This window comes from Brenneria roseae subsp. americana, assembly GCF_003115815.1.
GTDB classification, from domain to species: domain Bacteria; phylum Pseudomonadota; class Gammaproteobacteria; order Enterobacterales; family Enterobacteriaceae; genus Brenneria; species Brenneria roseae.
On record NZ_QDKJ01000018.1, the window covers coordinates 40326 to 58565 of the forward strand.

Sequence of the window (18240 nt, forward strand, 5' to 3'; positions counted from 1 at the left end):
TCATGCCGCAATCTTTTGTTGATGGGTCTCCATCTGATACCGCATCCCGCCCCGCTAAGCCAGTAAGCGCCTGGCACATCATGTACCCCGTCAGGGGACAAATCGGCTTTGCCATGTTCCTTTCAGCGCTATCGGTCATGCTAGGCATCGCTTTCCTGCTCTCGCTCGCATGGTGTGTAAGCCACCTCACCCGGCAACCACTCGTGTGGCCACGCTGGCCTATCGCCAGTGCGGTGAGCTGTTTAATCGGGAGCTATCTGCTGCGACTGATGTCGTTTAATCAGTCGCACTATGCTGCTTTTCGGTTGGAGAACATCGTTCGCAGTGGATTGGCGGATCATCTGGCTGTGCTTCCTTTGGGGGTTGTTCAGCGCTATGGCGCCGGGGCGCTCACCAAAATTGTGCAGGATGACGTTAATGCGTTGCATCTGTTTGTGGCGGACAGTACGCCGCTGTATGCGCGCGCGTTTGTTGCGCCGGTCTGTACTGCGCTATTGCTGCTGTGGCTGGACTGGCGCCTGGCGTTGTCCGCGACGCTGGTGTTGGCGGCGGGGGGCGTAGTCCTGAGGCTGGCGATGCGCCGCTCCGGTGATATGAACCAGCGTTATAACCAGGCGCGCGAGCAGGTCAGTACGGCTGTCATTGAATTTGTGCAGGCCATGCCGGTGGTTCGCACGTTTGATACCGGCTCGTCGACCTTTGGCCGCTATCAGCAGGCGTTGGAAAACTATCTGGATGTGCTGACTCGCTGGTATCAGCAGGCCGGCTTTTCGGCGCGTTTCTCCTTTGCGATTCTTAATCCACTGCCGACGTTGCTTCTGCTGTGCGGCATGGGCTATGGCTTATATCACTCCGACAGTCTGGATTTCAGCCTCTGGATTGCGGTGTTGCTTGTGGGAAATGGCATGGCGGAAGCGGTAATGCCGATGATGGCGTTGAATCATATGGTAGCGAAAGCCCGGTTAAGCATCAGCCGGATTCAGGAAGTGATGGCGATGCCGGCGTTGCCCGAAACTGAACCGGACACATTACCTGCGGATGCCGGCGTGGCCTTCGAACGCGTGAGTTTCAGCTACGATGGGCCGACAGGGGATGACGTTTTGCATGATGTCAGTTTTCAGGTGGCGTCAGGGTCGCTCGCTGCGTTGGTAGGGCCATCCGGGGCGGGTAAAACTACGGTTGCCCGCCTGATTCCACGGTTTTGGGATGTGACCGGTGGGCGGATTTTGATTGGCGGCGTGGATATTCGCCGGATGAAAACCGCCACGCTGATGCAGCAGGTTTCCTTTGTTTTCCAGGAGCCGTTTCTTTTTGCCGATACGATCGCCAACAACATCCGTATTGGTTTGCCAGACAAAAGCATGGATGATGTGATTGCCGCCGCTACCGCTGCGCAAGCCCACGATTTTATTATGACGTTACCTCAGGGATACGACACGTTGGCAGGTGAGCGGGGCGTGTTTCTGTCCGGCGGGCAACGTCAGCGTATCGCTATCGCACGAGCGCTGTTGCACAACCGGCCGATTCTGGTATTGGATGAAGCCACGGCGTTTGCCGATCCAGAAAATGAAGCGGCGCTGATCGCCGCGCTTTCCGCCCTGATGCGCGATAAAACCGTCATCATGGTCGCTCACCGTTTATCTACCATTCGCGATGCCGATCAAATTCTGGTTTTTGATCGGGGCGAGTTGAAAGAGCGCGGCTGCCACGAGGCATTAATGGTTGAACAGGGGTTATATCACCGTCTGTGGGACAACTACGAACGGGCTCAGCATTGGGCGTTGCGTCGTCCGGCCCCGAATCAGACGACGCCCGCGGAGACACGGTCATGAGTACGGCACAGCAACCGCGCCGCAGCGAACTCACGTCGTGGTATGCCACCTATCGCCAACTGGTGCGGGCAACCGGATCACAGGCCCGCGCATTTCGCTGGAGTTGTCTTGGCCTGTTTGCCGCATCGGTGACGCAGGGACTGTCGCTTGCCTGTTTATTTCCGTTTCTGTCTGCCGTATTTCATACGGCAGACGCCGGCGGCGTGCGCTGGCTGAGCGCGATGGCGGTGTTAAGCCTGTTGACGCTGGTGCTGCGTTGGTATGGCCAAGGGTTTGAATATCAAGGCCAGATGGCGGTGGCAACGCATGAACTGCGTATGCGATTGGGAGAACAGCTGCGTCGTATTCCGCTGGTAAAACTTCAGGCCACCCGTGCAGGCGAGATCAATTCACTGCTGTTGGGCAGCGTGGATGAAAATCTGAATTATACGTTGGCCATTGTGAATCAGATTCTACTGGCGATCGTCACACCCGTCGTTGTGACGTTATGCATGCTGGTGGTGGACTGGCGGCTTGGATTGAGTTTGCTGCTGATTTTTCCAGTGATTGCATTGCTATATCGCTGGCGGCGCCCGGTATTTGGTCACACAGTACGGATGCTGGCCGACGCGCATCAACAAACCAGCGCCGATCTGGTGGAGTACGTTCAAGGGCTATCAGTGCTACGCACCACCTGTAGCGAAGCCGAGCGTGCGGGCACGTTACGACAGCGTTTTTCAAATTTGCAGCGGATACAGACCGGGGCGCATCGTAAAGGCACCCGGCCGAGCGCGGCGATCGCCAGCGTCGTTGAGCTTGGACTGCAATGTGTGGTGATGGTTGGTGTCAGCGGGGGGGTGACAGGGAGCTGGGATCTGACGGTGGTTGCTGCGCTGATGGTGATTATTGTGCGTTTTTCGGAGCCGCTGGCCACGTTTGTCAGCTACACCGCCGTACTGGAGATGATCGAAACCGCGCTGAAACGTATCGATGCGCTGTTAGCCATTGAACCGTTGCCTATACAGCAGCCGGAAGCCACACCGGCAACCTTTCAGATTACCTTTGATCGGGTCAGCTACCGTTATCGCGATGCCGCCGCCGTCGCACTGCACGATGTGAGTATGACAATACCAGCAAGAGGCATGACCGCGTTGGTCGGGCCGTCTGGTTCAGGAAAAACCACCGTCACGCGTTTATTGATGCGTCATGCCGATCCACAGCAGGGGGATATCCGTATTGGGGACGTGGATCTCCGCCGGATCGCGCCGGCAACATTGAATCGTTTGATTTCCGTGGTGTTTCAGGACGTTTATCTGTTTGATGACACCATACTGGCCAATATCCGTCTGGCACGCCCTGAAGCCAGCGACGCCGAGGTTGAAGACGCCGCCCGGGCCGCTCAGTGTCTGGATTTCATTCAGCGTCTGCCGCAAGGCTGGCAGACTCGTATGGGGGAACTCGGTGGCCGATTATCCGGGGGAGAACGCCAGCGGATTTCGATTGCCCGGGCGTTGTTGAAGGATGCGCCTATCGTGATTCTGGATGAACCAACGGCGGCGCTGGATACGGAAAGCGAACTGTCGGTACAACGCGCCATTGACCAATTGATCCAGGACAAAACAGTGATTGTCATTGCCCATCGTTTGTCGACCATTGTGGGGGCCGACCGTATTCTGGTGATTGAAGAAGGACGCGTTGCTCAGCAGGGGACACATCAATCGTTGCTGAGCGAAGGTGGGCGTTATCGGTCATTATGGGAGGCGCAGCAGCAGGTGAAATCATGGCGTTTGGAAAGGTAATACCCCGCCGAATCACCAGGCGGGGTATATATTAGCGGCAATGCAATGTGTTTAAAACAACTCAGCCACGATTACGCGAGATCGAAGCGATCGAGGTTCATGACTTTGTTCCAGACGGCGACGAAATCCTGTACAAAGCTCGCCTGCGCATCCGCGCTACCGTAGACTTCAGCCAGCGCGCGCAGTTGAGAGTGCGAACCGAAGATCAGATCGGCACGGGTGCCCGTCCACTTGAGTTCCCCGGTCACGCGATCGCGCCCTTCAAATACGCCGTCGTCGCCAGTAGGTTTCCACGTGGTTCCCATATCAAGCAGGTTCACGAAGAAATCGTTGGTCAGCGTCTGCGGACGATGGGTAAACACGCCATGCGGAGTTTGACCGACATTGGTGTCCAGCACGCGCAGGCCGCCTAACAGCACCGTCATTTCTGGCGCGCTCAACGTGAGCAACTGTGCCTTATCCACCAGCAACGCTTCAGCGGGAACGCTGTAGCGTCCCTTGAGGTAGTTGCGGAAACCATCTGCAATCGGCTCCAGCACCGCGAACGACTCGATATCGGTTTGTTCTTGCGAAGCATCCATCCGGCCCGGTGTGAAAGGAACCGTGACCGGGTGACCGGCGTTTTTCGCCGCCTGTTCAACGCCGGCACAGCCGGCCAGCACGATCAGGTCGGCCAACGACACTTTCTTGTTGCCGGGCTGGGTGCTGTTGAACGTGTTCTGAATACCTTCCAGTACCTTCAGCACGTGCGCCAGTTGTTCGGGTTGATTTGCCTCCCAATCTTTCTGCGGAGCCAGCCGGATACGGGCGCCGTTTGCTCCGCCGCGTTTGTCTGAGCCACGGAAGGTCGATGCTGACGCCCAGGCGGTCGAGACCAGCTGCGAGACAGACAGACCTGAAGCCAGAATTTTCCCTTTGAGGTCGATGATATCCTGTTCATTAATCAATTCATGATTCACCGCCGGGATCGGATCCTGCCAAATCAGCTCTTCGGCCGGAACTTCCGGGCCGAGATAACGGGCGCGGGGTCCCATGTCACGGTGAGTCAGCTTGAACCATGCGCGGGCGAAGGCGTCGGCGAATTCATTCGGATTCTCGTAGAAGCGGCGGGAAATTTTCTCGTAAATCGGGTCAACGCGCAAAGAAAGATCCGTGGTAAACATGTTTGGCGCATGGCGTTTTGACGGGTCGTGCGCATCCGGCACTTCTCTCGCCCCCGCACCATTTTTCGGTTGCCATTGATGGGCGCCGGCCGGGCTCTTGGTCAGTTCCCATTCGAAACTGAACAGGTTCTCGAAAAAGTAGTTACTCCAGCGGGTCGGCGTTTGAGACCAGGTGACTTCCAGACCGCTGGTGATGGCATCGCCACCTTTGCCGCTGCCGAAACTGCTCTTCCAACCCAGCCCTTGCTCTTCAATACCGGCCGCTTCCGGTTCAGCGCCGACCAGCGCCGCATCACCTGCGCCGTGGGTTTTACCGAAGGTGTGACCACCGGCAATCAGCGCGACGGTTTCTTCGTCGTTCATCGCCATGCGGCTGAAGGTTTCGCGAATGTCTTTAGCGGCGGCCAACGGATCAGGGTTGCCATTCGGGCCTTCCGGGTTCACGTAGATCAGCCCCATCTGAACGGCGGCCAGTGGGTTTTCGAGATCCCGTTCGCCGGAGTAACGTTTGTCGCCGCCTAACCAGGTGGTTTCAGAACCCCAATAGACATCTTCTTCAGGTTCCCACACGTCCGCCCGTCCGCCGGCAAAACCGAACGTTTTGAATCCCATCGATTCCAGTGCGACATTACCGGTGAGGATCATCAGATCGGCCCATGAGATTTTGCGGCCGTATTTCTGTTTGATCGGCCACAGCAACCGGCGTGCCTTATCAAGGTTGACGTTATCGGGCCAGCTATTGAGCGGAGCAAAACGTTGCTGACCCGCACCGGCGCCGCCACGGCCATCGCCGGTACGATAGGTGCCGGCGCTATGCCAGGCCATACGGATGAACAATGGTCCGTAGTGGCCGAAATCTGCTGGCCACCAGTCTTGCGAATCGGTCATCAGGGCATGGAGATCTTCTTTGACGGCGGCTAAATCAAGGCTTTTGAAGGCTTCGGCGTAGTCGAAGTCTTTGTCCATCGGATCGGATAAGGAAGAGTGCTGGTGCAGGATTTTCAGATTCAGTTGATTCGGCCACCAGTCCTGGTTCGAGGTGCCGCTGTTGGTGGTTATTTTGTTACCACCGCCCGAAAACGGGCACTTGCTTTCAGTTGTCATGCGTTCTCTACCTCTGCTTGTGTGTCCCATCCACTCGGCCTGTCTGGCGTCCGAGTGCTGAGCCGTTGACATGAAATTGCTCGTAATATATGTCTTGGGGGCGTGCTAATGGTTAGCGTGATACATGGACTTTTATTTATTGGATAATTATCGAATGATCGACCCATGATAGTGAGTCCCTTCGGTTGAAATCCGCTATTAATATTAATCATCATATGGGTATAGATAAAATAGAATTAGATGAATATTGTGATAGCCATTAACTATCTAATCGTTATGAATTGATAGTGAGAATGAATTTCAATGCTGTTGACGGGAAATCGATCGCATTTGTTCTTATTCGCTGTTTTGGGCGACCCGCCGGGGCAGGGGATACGTGGCGTGGTATCAGGCGAAGTTGCCTGATATAAACCAATCGTTACTTGACGATACAGCTAACGCCCTCGCAACGTGAAAGGCGATAGGGATATTTTTCATCTGAGCGGCTATAAGATGTTCTCACCTTGTCATTGCCTGATTTCACTGCGTCCTCGTGTTTTACCACTTGCCTGCGTATAGCTTTTGTCCGAGTTCACGGCGGATAACGACATTACAGTTAGATGTGATACAACTTGGCAAACAGGCCTATTTAATTGGCGGCCCGGTATCCTATCTGTTTACCTGCGTGACTTATTGATCCTTGTCCTTTACGCCTTGCCTTAATGCTCTCTCAGCTTTATTGCCGTTTAACCCGGTACAAGAATTTGTACCGGGTCGGGATCGTTATTGACTGATTTTCACCAACGTTCGGCCACGTATTTTATTATTCAAAAAATCAGCGGCGGTACTTGCTGCATCTTCCAGTGCGATTTCCGCCGCCGCCTGCTGATAGAAACTTTCTGGCAGGGTTTTCGCTAAACGGCGCCATATGTCGGCCCGGCGGGAGGCAGGGACCGATACCGAGTCAACGCCCTGTAGGCGCACGTTGCGCAGAATGAAAGGCATTACCGTCGTGGGCAGATCAAAACCGCCCGCTAAACCACAGGCCGCTACGCAACCGCCATAATTCATTTGCGCAAGTACTTTGGCCAGCACGTTGCTGCCCACGGTATCCACGGCGCCAGCCCACCGTTGTTTCTCTAGCGGGCGGGAATCCGCAAAATCGTCGCGCGACAGGATTTCGGCAGCACCGATCTGTTTTAGATAGTCATGAGTCGTTTCACGTCCGGTTACCGCGACAACGGTATATCCCAGCGTATTCAGTAACGCGACCGCTGTACTTCCGACGCCGCCGCTGGCGCCGGTTACCACGATTTCTCCGCTCTGCGGCGTGACGCCTGCCTCTTCCAGGGCCATCACGCATAGCATGGCGGTAAAACCTGCCGTGCCGATGATCATCGCATTGCGTGCGCTGAGGTTTTCGGGCATCGGCACCAGCCAATCGCCTTTAACGCAAGCTTGCTCGGCAAGCCCTCCCCAATGGGTTTCGCCAACCCCCCATCCTGTCAGTATCACGGACTGGCCTGGCGAAAAGCGGGGATCGTTACTCTGGTGGACTCGTCCGGAAAAATCGATGCCGGGCACCATCGGGAATTGACGGATGATTTTACCTTTTCCCGTAATAGCCAGCGCATCTTTGTAATTGAGGCTGGACCAGTCGATATCCACCAGTACATCGCCTTCGGCCAACTCGGGCAGTGTAATCTCTTTTACCTCTGCCAATGTTTTATGGTCTTCCTGTTGCAGAACTAGAGCTTTCATGACGGACTTTTCCTCGTCTGACTAATTTGATCGTTCCTCCCGGCTAAACGGAGGCATCTTTTGCAGGTGTATTTTTTATGAATATTGTGCAAAAAAAGGTAATGGAATCGTTTATTTTCTGCCCCGATTAATTGGGATGAACAATATCGTTAAAATTGACATTGATAAACAGGGTACATTGATTGATATAAATTATCATAAGGTATGATAGTGAGTGTAATCTTAGCAGAAATTACCTTTTATCCAGCCAGGCTATGTCAACATCGGTGGGGAAAAACAGACTCAGACAAGGAACAGAACAAAAATCAATTCAGTCTAATTTAATCCTGTTAGCTTCCAATGGCGGTTGGAAGCTAACCGATGGATTAGATCTCAAAATCTTCCAGCGTTTTACCGTTATCAATAGCAGCGGTTATGGCTTTAGGGGTACGCCCCTGACCAGTCCAGGTTTTCTCATCGCCGTTCTCATCGATATATTTATATTTGGCGGGGCGGGGGTCACGTTTGGATTTTGCAGATTTTGGTGATATTCCTTCGAGAAGTTCTGCCGGGTCAATACCATCCTCCAACAGTTTGGCACGAAAGGCTTCAAGTTTGGCTTGGCGTTCAGCTTGTTCTTTTTGGACTTTGGCTTCTTCTTCGCGGCGATCTTCAACGATGGCGGCAAGCTTCTCCAGCATCTCTTCCAGCGTTGCCAGATCGGTTTCACGAGCCTGAGCGCGCAATGTGCGAATGTTGTTTAATATTTTGAGGGCTTCAGTCATTTGTTTTCGTCCTGATAGTTAGAAAGGCATAAATAGCATACAAGACAATTTATAATAAAACGAGACCATGATGTTACTATATAAAGAAAATTTTGTGATAAATGATAAATATCAGCATATAAAAAATACTTAGGGTGAGAACAATAGAAAAGAATAAAACAGATAAGGTTTTTATCAAAGGCGTCTGAGTCATCGATCTTGCCGGATCGCTGATACACATTCGGCGATAGCGCGATTGATCGCAGCGAGGAAGTGGGATGGGTAGAATCTTATATAGGGGGCGTTAACTTAACGCGACAAATATGGATGGGAAAAGCACCCGAAGAACACCAATAATGCGGCAAACGGGAAAATTTGGGACGCTTGTTATAGCTGGAAAACGCTAGCTGTTAATCAAGGCCCCGAATTTCATCGATTTTAGCGGTTCAGGTCACAGTTGGCACTGCGCTACCGCTTATAAATAATATTGTTTCTTATGTGGAAATTTAAAAGAATCTTTTCAAAATTCGTTCGGCCTCTTTCGGGAACGCCGTGGCGATTTCATCAAGAGAACTTTTGCCTTGCTCTATCCGTTCAATATGCGTTGTCATCAGCGTCTGGAATTGTGCATCTTCCAAGAACGTTGATACATTAACATTGCCGATAAACTCTTCCATCTGGCGAAGTGATTTAAGCTGTAAATTATTATCATCAATCATTTTTTGCTCTTGAAGGATTTTTACTGCCTTTTCACTCAATGGCACGCCTCGATGCAGACCCATGATAGTGACGCCTCGCGGATCGTTTAGCAGAAAATTCACTAATTGCGCTGACTCTTTAGGATGGCGTGTGTTTTTTCCGATAGAGAAAATCAACCCAGGTTTAAAGAATAGTCCTGCTTCTTTGGCCTCGGGCTGCATGATGAATGGACCAAGGACATAATCATCTGGATCTTTCAGATTGGGCGCGTAGATATTATCTGTTGTCCAAAGATATTTCCCGCCGAGTTGTCCATTCATCCAGGGTTTTATTTCCCATGGATTAGATTTTCCGAAAGAAGCATAGTAAGAAACCGCCGGGGGAATGACATGATTATCTATCAGTTGTTTATAAAAACCAAAAAAATCGATCCATTGTTCTTTAGTGTAATTGAACTTTTTATTCTCTTCATCCACCATCGGGATATTGTATTTTTGAACCATATAGGTATTCAGAAGTGCAACTATCTCTGTATTGGGATAAATGGATAACGGATAATAATCCTGCCCCAGTTTTTCTTTGAAAACCTTTCCAGCCGAAAAGAGTTCATCCCATGTCGTGGGATAATTGAGCCCGGCTTTTCGCCAAGGTTCTGCATTATAGTAAAAAAGGCGGGCGGTAAGTGAAACCGGGATACCATTCAGTTTATCCTTGAGTATCACCATGTTTTTCCCTTGTTCATTGAACTGGGATAAATCAATCTCCTTATCCAGCTTATTCAAATCATAAAATCCATCACCATTTTTGGAAAAAACCGGTAACCAGTTCCAGTTGATTTGCATCACATCAGGCTCTGAATTACCGGCAACCTGGGTCGCTAAGCGTTGTAATTGTCCATCAAAACCTCCCGGCTCAGATTTTACCTTAATATTCGGGTAGGCCTGCTCGAAGGCATCAAGTGCCTGGCGTGTGGCTTGGTGCCTTTGATTCCCGCCCCACCAGGACATGCGAAGCTCAATCGTTTCCGACAAGCAAGTCAAGGGAAGGAATAGCGTTGCCATAATAAATACCGTGGAGCGCGTTATTGAATTCATATTACCCATCCTTATTACGATTTATAACATCAGGGTTTATCCTGTTTGTCGCAATGGGGGCCTCATCACCTTATCGCTGGCTCAGAATTGCCGCTCCAAAAATAAGGTGATAAAAGCGAAATTTATAAAATTATCTTAATATTTGGCGATGTTCCGATAAAACCTCGACGACAAGAATATGTTAATGATATCTCCAATATTAAATATAAGTCCGGAGATATTCAGTTAGCGCCAGTATTGCCATGGATTGACCATATGGCATTGAAGTTAAAGGGATATTTCTATAAAAATCCAAATCTTTTCCAAGTGCGGTACCAAAGGAAACCTGGTTTAACTGACCGCTTTCATCAATATTATCCAATAGTCCTTTGATGGCCTTTTCACCTATTACTGCATAATCTTTACTAATATAACGTTTACGTACTGCTTTCAGGATCCCGTAAGCGAAGCCTGCCGTAGCTGAACTTTCCAGATAAGATGACGGATCGTCAAGCAATGTATGCCATAGACCACTTTCATCCTGACATTCGGCTAATGTTTTAATCTGGCGCTCAAGAACCTGGAGCAAATAGCGGCGGGTCGCATTTTCCGGGGGAACATCAAGAAGCTCAATAAAATCGGGAATAGCAACGGTAATCCAGCAATTCCCTCTGGCCCAAAGTGCATTAGCGAAGTTATGATTTCCATCAAATGTCCAGCCATGGAACCATAGCCCGGTTTTTTTATCCATCAATTGCTGGGTATGGAATAAAAACTGGTAGGCCGCCTCCTCAACAAATTCAGGGCGATTAAGTAATTTCCCTATCTTCATTATGGGTAACGCGCACATCATTAACGTGTCATCCCATAATTGTTGATGATTCTCCCGGTTAGAATTAATGTGTTGCAGGCCGTGATAATCCGTACGTGGCATTTCATATAGTACCCATTCTGTCCAGTTTTCCAGATAACTGAGCCAACTGGAACAAGGGGTTTGCTGATACAGATAGGCGAGCGTCAGCAACGGGCAAACCGTATTGACATTTTTGATCGGTGTGCCTTCCGCTAACTGTTCAGCGAACCATTTTTCCATAATTTCTTTGATATCAGGATCATTCGTTTGATTATAATACTGATAAAGACCGTACAGACCTACGCCTTGCGTCCATTCCCAGCTATTCCAGCTTTTGGAATCAACAACTCGACCATCATCAAGACGAATGAGAAACTCCCCTGTTTCATCACGAATGTTAATTAAGTTATGAATAACATTTAATATCTTTTGGTTTAATTCGGCTTTTGGAAGCAGAAATTCTTTTTTACATAATAATTTATTGTGTTTTACAGGGAAAACGGTCATGCCAATTCCTCTTTATTTGTTCATAATCAAACGTCACCAACTTAAAATGATCTCGATTGGTATTAATTAATAGAGCGTGAGTTGTCAGTAAAACACACGCATAACAAAAACTATAGCCATCATTGTGTTATTTTCCTCATCGTGTCAGATATGAGAAACCATAAGTATTCAGCTTTCTGTCCAAAATACTAGACAACAGTCTTAATCCATGGAAACAAATTCTATTAATTAAGGAAGTATTTATGTGATATTCATCAAAGTAACCAAATCAAACACAAAAAAAAGATAGTTATGTATATTAAATGTGATAATGGTCACGGATTTTTAGACGAGAAGTACAATGGGCTGGACTAAATAATCGTTGGGCTAAAAGAGTTGCATATTTATATGATTATTATTTTGTGGATTTACTCTGAAATTATCAGGCTGGTTTTCCATTTGGTTTTTTCATATTCGCTAGCGTTGATATGGCCTTAATGAACAATATGTCTGTAAATATTGCACTAAAGACGGTTGGCGTATCGTACGAGTATAATATGCTGTACTCGTAACACGAACTGTCTCACATTCTGAGTTATTTCTCCGGGATAATTGGGAATAAGCGGCTCACTTTTGAAGTGAGTCACATTTTGTGATCTGCATCATGCTGAAACTGTCTCCATATTATCAGACTGGAGTACAGCATGTTGGAATCAACGCCCGTTCCAGCGCTTACCCGCGCTATCGCCATTCTCCATTTCATTTCGCAGCATGGCCCTTGTCCAGCCGCCGAGATTATTGAAGGGCTCGCCTTACCGAAAAGCAGCACTTATCTGCTACTGGCCGAATTGAAGAAACAGCGTTTCGTTGCGGTTGATATATATGACAATTATTGTCTGTGGACACGCCTGGTGGAACTGGCTGGACACGCATTGGAACGAATGGATATTCGTGAGATTGCCCGCAAGCGTCTGACCGCGCTGATGCAGGAAACTAACCTGTTATGCCATCTGGGTATTATTGACAGCGGTAACGCGTATTACATCCTCAAAGTCGAATCAACGTCAACTATCAGCGTGCGCTCTCATGAAGGAAAAAGCCTATCCCTCTACCGTTCAGGCATTGGTAAATGTTTGCTTGCCTGGCAACCGGAAGAAGAGCAGGCGCGAATTATTGATAACCTACGATTTGTCGCGGTGACACCCAATACTCTTAAGGATGCTGAGGCGCTTAAAGTAGAACTGATACGTATACGTCGTCAGGGATGGAGCTTTGATAATGGCGAAGATTATCCCGATGTGCGCTGTGTTGCCGCGCCTCTTTTTAACGCAAGCAACGAACTGACCGCCGCGATCTCACTGGTGGGGACGAGTTTTCAAATCAATGATGAAAATCGTGAATATCTTGCCAGTCAGGCTATTGCCTGCGCCAGAGATATTTCCCGTCTGCTTGGCTGGCACAGCCCGGTAGATCAACCTGCATCACAAGAAAGGAGTATTCGATGACACTACCGAAAATTAAAGAAATTCGTGCCTACTTCACCGGTGGGGCGACGGCAGATAAAGCCGGCGGCGGCGGTGACTATCACGATCAGGGGGCTAATCACTGGATTGACGATCACATTGCCACGCCGATGAGTAAGTACAAAGCCTATGAGCAGTCCCGCCAGTCGTTTGGCATCAATGTGCTTGGCACGCTGATTGTAGAAGTGGAGGCTGACAATGGGCAGACCGGTTTTGCCATCTCGACAGGTGGCGAAATGGGCTGTTTTATTGTTGAAAAGCACCTGAATCGGTTTGTTGAAGGAAAAAGTGTCAGCGATATTAAACTCATTCACGATCAGATGCTGAACGCGACCATGTACTATGCCGGTTCCGGTGGTCTGGTGATGAATACTATTTCCTGTATCGATCTGGCGCTATGGGATCTATTTGGCAAGGTAATAAATTTACCCGTATATCAACTGCTTGGTGGGGCTGTTCGCGATGAGCTTTGTTTTTATGCCACAGGTTCTCGCCCTGATCTGGCAAAAGAAATGGGTTTTATCGGAGGCAAAATGCCCGTGCACTGGGGGCCGCACGATGGCGATGCGGGTATTGGTAAAGATGCCGCCATGATTGCCTCTTTCCGTGAGAAATGCGGTCCGGACTTCTGGCTTATGCTGGACTGCTGGATGAGCCAGGACGTTAATTATGCGACCAAACTAGCACATGCCTGCGCCCCCTATAACCTTAAATGGATTGAAGAGTGTCTGCCGCCACAGCAATTCGAAGGCTATCGTGAGCTAAAACGGCATGCGCCTCCGGGAATGATGGTGACCAGTGGCGAACATCATGGAACACTGCAATCCTTTCGTACACTTTCCGAAACCGGCATTGATATTATGCAGCCTGATGTCGGTTGGTGCGGCGGATTAACCACGCTGCTGGAGATTGCCGCCATTGCCAAATCCCGCGGTCAGTTGGTTGTGCCACACGGCTCCTCAGTTTATTCCCACCACGCGGTGATCACTTTTACCAACAGCCCGTTTAGCGAATTTCTTATGACCAGCCCGGATTGCAGCGAACTACGGCCACAGTTTGATCCATTGCTGCTCAACGAACCGGTACCGCAGAATGGTCGTCTACACAAATCGGCACTCGACAAACCGGGTTTTGGCGTAGAACTCAATCCCGATTGTGTTTTGACGCGACCGTATACTCACTAAGCGTCGTTGGTTTTTCCCACCCTTCTGGTTTGTATGGAGGTGGAAGCGTGTTTTCTGCACGATCCGGTGAATATATTGGCAGCTAGGCGCTATTTCTGTCATCGCGTCGCAGAGCCCCTTCAGCCTGAAGGGAAACAGACTGACATCTCTGTCCTTATTGGGCAAAAATTAATAGGAAAGCATTATGCACGATCCGTTACACAATCCATTCAAAGCTGGTCTGGCGTGCGGCGAAACTCAAATAGGTTTATGGCTGAGCAGTACTTCATCCTATCTGGCAGAGATTGCGTCCACGTGTGGCTATGACTGGCTGTTGATCGATGGTGAGCACGCGCCGAATACTATTCAGGATCTATACCACCAGTTGCAGGCCATTGCCCCTTATTATAGCCATCCCGTTATCCGTCCGGTGGAATGCCAGAGGGCACTGATAAAACAGGTGCTGGATATTGGCGCCCGTACTCTGCTTGTACCGATGATTGATACGGCAGAGCAGGCTCGTGAACTGGTGGCCGCTACTCGTTATCCTCCGCAGGGCACTCGTGGCGTAGGCGCCGGCGTGGCTCGCGCCGCCCGATGGGGCCGTGTGGATGGCTACATGGCTCGGGCAAATGAAGAACTTTGCCTGCTGATTCAGGCCGAAAGTAAAACTGCAATAGATAATCTGGATGCCTTGTTGGAGGTCGATGGCATCGATGGAATCTTTATCGGTCCGGCAGATCTCTCTGCGTCGTTAGGATATCCTGACGACGCGGCGCATCCTGAGGTTCAACATGTTATTGAAACAAGCATCAAATGCATTCGTCGTGCCGGTAAATCCGCCGGTTTTCTGGCAGTGGATACGGCCATGGCGGAAAAAGCGATTCTCTGGGGGGCTAATTTTGTCGCTGTGGGCGTCGACACAATGTTGTATACCGAGGCACTTGATAACCGGTTATCTTATTTCAGACACAATTTAAAACCCGCAATATCAAAAGAAGCTAGTTATTAGCCTCCCAGTGGAGTACCTGCGCATGTGTCCATGCGCGGTTGCTTTCCGTCTTGCAATTGGATTTTTTCAAAATTCACCACTGAAGTTTCAAGATCCTGATGGCAACGTTGTTTTCACTTACAATCCTTATTTTTCTATAATAGATGGCAAGGTGACTTTGGTAAGATAATTTCGGATGATGCGACAGGAGTAAGTGGGTTTCCTACTTCTGTCTTTTAGCTGGTCGCTTAAAACAGAGGTGATACTGTTAAAGGAAGTAATAACAAAACCAGTCTTTATCGTGAAATAATGTCTCGGGATCACACATATTAATGGAGGATTAAAAAAGGACTAAAAATGGGTAATACTGTCAAAATTGGCGATAAGGATACGGGGCATGGTAGTTATCCCACTACGCGTCTGGCTTATCTGTGACGATTCAATGCCGCAAGGGCCAGCGTTGCGGTATACTTTAACAACAGCGTTGACCATATTATCTCTCCATGGGAGGTTCTTCTTTATCGACAGGTGGTTCCTGTGATGGGGATACGGCAACAATTTCTCTATCAAAAGTCCGTTCGTAAAACTCACCGATACTTAACTGGTAACAGACGACAGAAATAAACACACCTATACCGAATGGCAGTCCTGTCCTTTGTCCTTCCCAGCCGATCCACCAAGAGCCAAAGCCGAGAAACAATAGAAAAACGCACCCTAGCCAGGCATCTAGGGCCACTGATTGGCGATAACGATATATCAACCATAAATACCGTGATGCCGTTCTTCCTCCCATGGCATAAGCTCCAAAGAACATTCCGGCAACCGTGCGAAAGGCAGTGCCTCCGGCAGGGAACACTTTTGCTGCCAGCAACGTGACGAGCAAAAAAAAGAGCAAATATATCATGATTGAACACCCCGACCCCTTGTATCTGGTGACTGCGTCCACCAGTTTCACCGGCCACCTGTGATCCTCTGTCACTGCCATACCGACCTCCTCTTATTTTCCCTGTAGAGCGACATTAGTGCAGTACCAACATTATCATAATCAACGGAATGACAGAGAGGATGTGACCTGCTCTCTATTGATTAATACACCATGATGTTAGTAATGCCTTCATCATTGATCTTGCTAAAACCGGTGTGCTTACAAACTGACCTGTGAAAGTCCCAAAGGGGACGTCCTGTCTTGTTGCCTGTCGGAAAGCCTTTTTTACAACTCGCCATCATCCTGCACCGCCATCGCTATCAGTCGCCGGGTACCGATAGCCTCAGGAAAGCGGATGCGCTTGATTTATCAATCGCTGCGCTCGGCAATAATCTGGCGCTTTCGTTCGATTTACAGCATTTTTGCAGCTATCACCAGGTGGCAGAACGCCCGTTGCGTCAGAGATTCCGTCAGCAAACCGGGATGACTGTCAATCAGTATCTACGCCAGCTCCGTATCTGCCACGCTCAGCATCTGCTGAGGCACAGTAAGATGCTTATCAGCTATGCGGCTTTGAGGACAGTAACTACTTCTCCGTGGTGTTTACTAAAGAGACCGGAATGACGCCACGGCTGTGGCGTCAACGATCTGTGGCAAGATGTCGGCGAAATTAGTTAGCCATGCCCAGACCAACAATATTCGCGGCCAGAATAATCACGACGCACCCTACGCTTAATACCCCCACGGGGCGGCGCCCCACGGATTTCCACTCTTTCAGGATCAACCCCACAACCCCGCCGCACAGAACATAGAAACTCATATGCAGCATCCAGCTCATATAGTCGTATTGCGCCGGAATTCTGGCGTGACCCCAGGCGTAGAAAAAGAACTGCAGATACCACATCAGACCACCGAGCGCAGACAGAAGTACGTTACTGATAATCAACGTTTTTGCCAGTGAAAAATCCGCTTTTACCGACAGGTTTTTCACTTTCGCCAGCCGAATAAAACAGAAACCGAGATTAATCAACGCCCCTCCCCCCATAATGACCACATAACTCGGCAGCGCGACATACAGCGGATCTACGCCCAAAGCGGCAGCGGCTTCGTGCATCGGTTTAGCGGCATCCATGGCGAAAGACATCCCGGCTGAGAAAATACCGCACATGACCGCCAGAATCAGCCCCTTTTTCAGACTGAATTCTTCGGCCTTAATGCCAAGCTGCCGCTCTTTCAATCGTCCGGCCCAGGTCACGATCGCCACGCCAACCACCGCGACCAGCACCCCCAGCAGCGTCATTCTTCCGCCCGGCGTGCCGATCAGTACGTCAAATTTGCCGTTCAGGACGGGCGTCATCAGCGTGCCGACGATCAACGTGATACCGATGGCGATACCGATGCCCATCGACATGCCCAGATAGCGCATAGTGAGGCCATAGTTAATATTACCTATGCCCCACATCGCGCCGAATAAAAATACCGGCAGTAAGGTAGCGGCGCTGAACGACCCGTAATAAGCCCAGAAATCCGGGAGCAGTATGGCGCTCACCACCCACGGCAGGATCAACCACGACACGATACCGCCTACCGACCACATGGTTTCCCAGGACCAGTGTTGCACTTTTTTGAACGGGGCATAAAAGCAGGCGGCGCTGGCGGCACCAATTAAGTGCCAGAGTATCCCCATGATAATTGCGTTACTCATTTTCTATCCCTCATTATCATCGAATGGGCTGAGGTGACGAAGCACCCCCACGACAATCGAGTGTAAAGAGCGCGCATCAGACGAACCTTCGGGAGAGTGCCGCATGCGGCGTAAAGCTGGCAGAATTAAAGAGTTGGACTTGATAACGATCACAGTTTGTTATTTTCATTATTTATGATGGCAAGGGAAAATAGCGCCGGCACCGACGGATACGTTCATAACCGGAGACGACTTTAGCCAGCCGGCGGGACGGCTGCCACAGTGAGAGGCGGTGATCGATACTGCCGTCAGGTGTACAGTAAGTGGGGTAGTGTCAGAACAATATGGAAGTGGATATACCCGTATTGTCTGTTAAGTAGCTGAAAACAAAAACGCCATGGAATTCAGTGGAACTCCATGGCATTAAATTTGGTTCCTCTGACTGGACTCGAACTTCATCTGTATCTCCTGTTATTAGTGGGT

The 18240-nt window shown here is 49.9% G+C and carries 12 protein-coding genes and 2 pseudogenes; 7 read left to right on the forward strand and 7 right to left on the reverse strand.

What is annotated here, in order from left to right:
* Window positions 1-2 precede the first annotated feature (2 nt).
* Together B4923_RS18825 and B4923_RS18830 are read left to right on the forward strand one after the other, a co-directional pair.
* The gene (locus B4923_RS18825; protein WP_109055897.1) at window positions 3-1832 is read left to right on the forward strand and encodes an ABC transporter ATP-binding protein; all 1830 of its coding nucleotides are present in this window, start codon (window positions 3-5) and stop codon (window positions 1830-1832) included.
* Window positions 1829-3610, forward strand: a complete 1782-nt coding sequence (locus tag B4923_RS18830; protein WP_109055898.1) for an ABC transporter ATP-binding protein — start codon at window positions 1829-1831, stop codon at window positions 3608-3610. Before B4923_RS18825 ends, B4923_RS18830 begins: the two co-directional genes overlap by 4 nt.
* 71 nt (window positions 3611-3681) lie before the next feature.
* Here the strand turns inward: B4923_RS18830 and katG are convergent, their stop codons facing one another.
* The 5 genes from katG to bglB form a co-directional block, all read right to left on the reverse strand.
* Entirely contained in the window at window positions 3682-5877 is a 2196-nt protein-coding gene (katG, locus tag B4923_RS18835) for a catalase/peroxidase HPI (protein WP_109055899.1), read from the reverse strand.
* A 762-nt stretch (window positions 5878-6639) separates the two neighbouring features.
* Complete coding sequence (acuI, locus tag B4923_RS18840) at window positions 6640-7617, reverse strand: acrylyl-CoA reductase (NADPH) (RefSeq protein WP_109055900.1); 978 nt, start codon at window positions 7615-7617, stop codon at window positions 6640-6642.
* Window positions 7618-7982: 365 nt separating this feature from the next.
* Entirely contained in the window at window positions 7983-8381 is a 399-nt protein-coding gene (locus B4923_RS18845; protein ID WP_109055901.1) for an H-NS family histone-like protein, read from the reverse strand.
* A gap of 485 nt (window positions 8382-8866) precedes the next feature.
* A complete protein-coding gene (locus tag B4923_RS18850; RefSeq protein WP_109491251.1) occupies window positions 8867-10153 on the reverse strand; it encodes an ABC transporter substrate-binding protein in 1287 nt (428 codons plus the stop codon).
* Window positions 10154-10352: 199 nt separating this feature from the next.
* Window positions 10353-11492 carry a beta-galactosidase BglB gene (bglB, locus tag B4923_RS18855; protein ID WP_109491252.1) on the reverse strand — a complete coding sequence of 380 codons (1140 nt, stop codon included), beginning with the start codon at window positions 11490-11492 and terminating at the stop codon, window positions 10353-10355.
* Window positions 11493-12175: 683 nt separating this feature from the next.
* Between bglB and B4923_RS18860 the strand changes: the two genes are divergently transcribed.
* The 4 genes and pseudogenes from B4923_RS18860 to B4923_RS21375 all read left to right on the forward strand — a co-directional run.
* A complete protein-coding gene (locus tag B4923_RS18860; protein WP_109491253.1) occupies window positions 12176-12976 on the forward strand; it encodes an IclR family transcriptional regulator in 801 nt (266 codons plus the stop codon).
* On the forward strand, window positions 12973-14178 hold the full coding sequence (rhmD, locus tag B4923_RS18865; RefSeq protein ID WP_109491254.1) for an L-rhamnonate dehydratase: 1206 nt from the start codon (window positions 12973-12975) through the stop codon (window positions 14176-14178). Before B4923_RS18860 ends, rhmD begins: the two co-directional genes overlap by 4 nt.
* Window positions 14179-14362: 184 nt before the next feature.
* A complete protein-coding gene (gene yfaU / locus B4923_RS18870) occupies window positions 14363-15169 on the forward strand; it encodes a 2-keto-3-deoxy-L-rhamnonate aldolase (RefSeq protein WP_109491255.1) in 807 nt (268 codons plus the stop codon).
* A 43-nt stretch (window positions 15170-15212) separates the two neighbouring features.
* A pseudogene (locus B4923_RS21375) lies at window positions 15213-15338 on the forward strand (IdsF); the annotation flags it as partial.
* 303 nt (window positions 15339-15641) lie between these two features.
* On the opposite strand, the gene B4923_RS18880 reads toward B4923_RS21375, so the two are convergent.
* The gene (locus tag B4923_RS18880) at window positions 15642-16133 is read right to left on the reverse strand and encodes a hypothetical protein (RefSeq protein WP_109491256.1); all 492 of its coding nucleotides are present in this window, start codon (window positions 16131-16133) and stop codon (window positions 15642-15644) included.
* A 163-nt stretch (window positions 16134-16296) separates the two neighbouring features.
* Between B4923_RS18880 and B4923_RS18885 the strand changes: the two are divergent.
* Window positions 16297-16747: pseudogene (locus tag B4923_RS18885) on the forward strand (helix-turn-helix domain-containing protein); the annotation flags it as partial.
* Here the strand turns inward: B4923_RS18885 and rhaT are convergent.
* Window positions 16744-17778, reverse strand: a complete 1035-nt coding sequence (gene rhaT / locus B4923_RS18890) for an L-rhamnose/proton symporter RhaT (RefSeq protein ID WP_109491257.1) — start codon at window positions 17776-17778, stop codon at window positions 16744-16746. The pseudogene B4923_RS18885 and the gene rhaT sit on opposite strands and share 4 nt — an antisense overlap.
* Window positions 17779-18240: the final 462 nt, after the last annotated feature.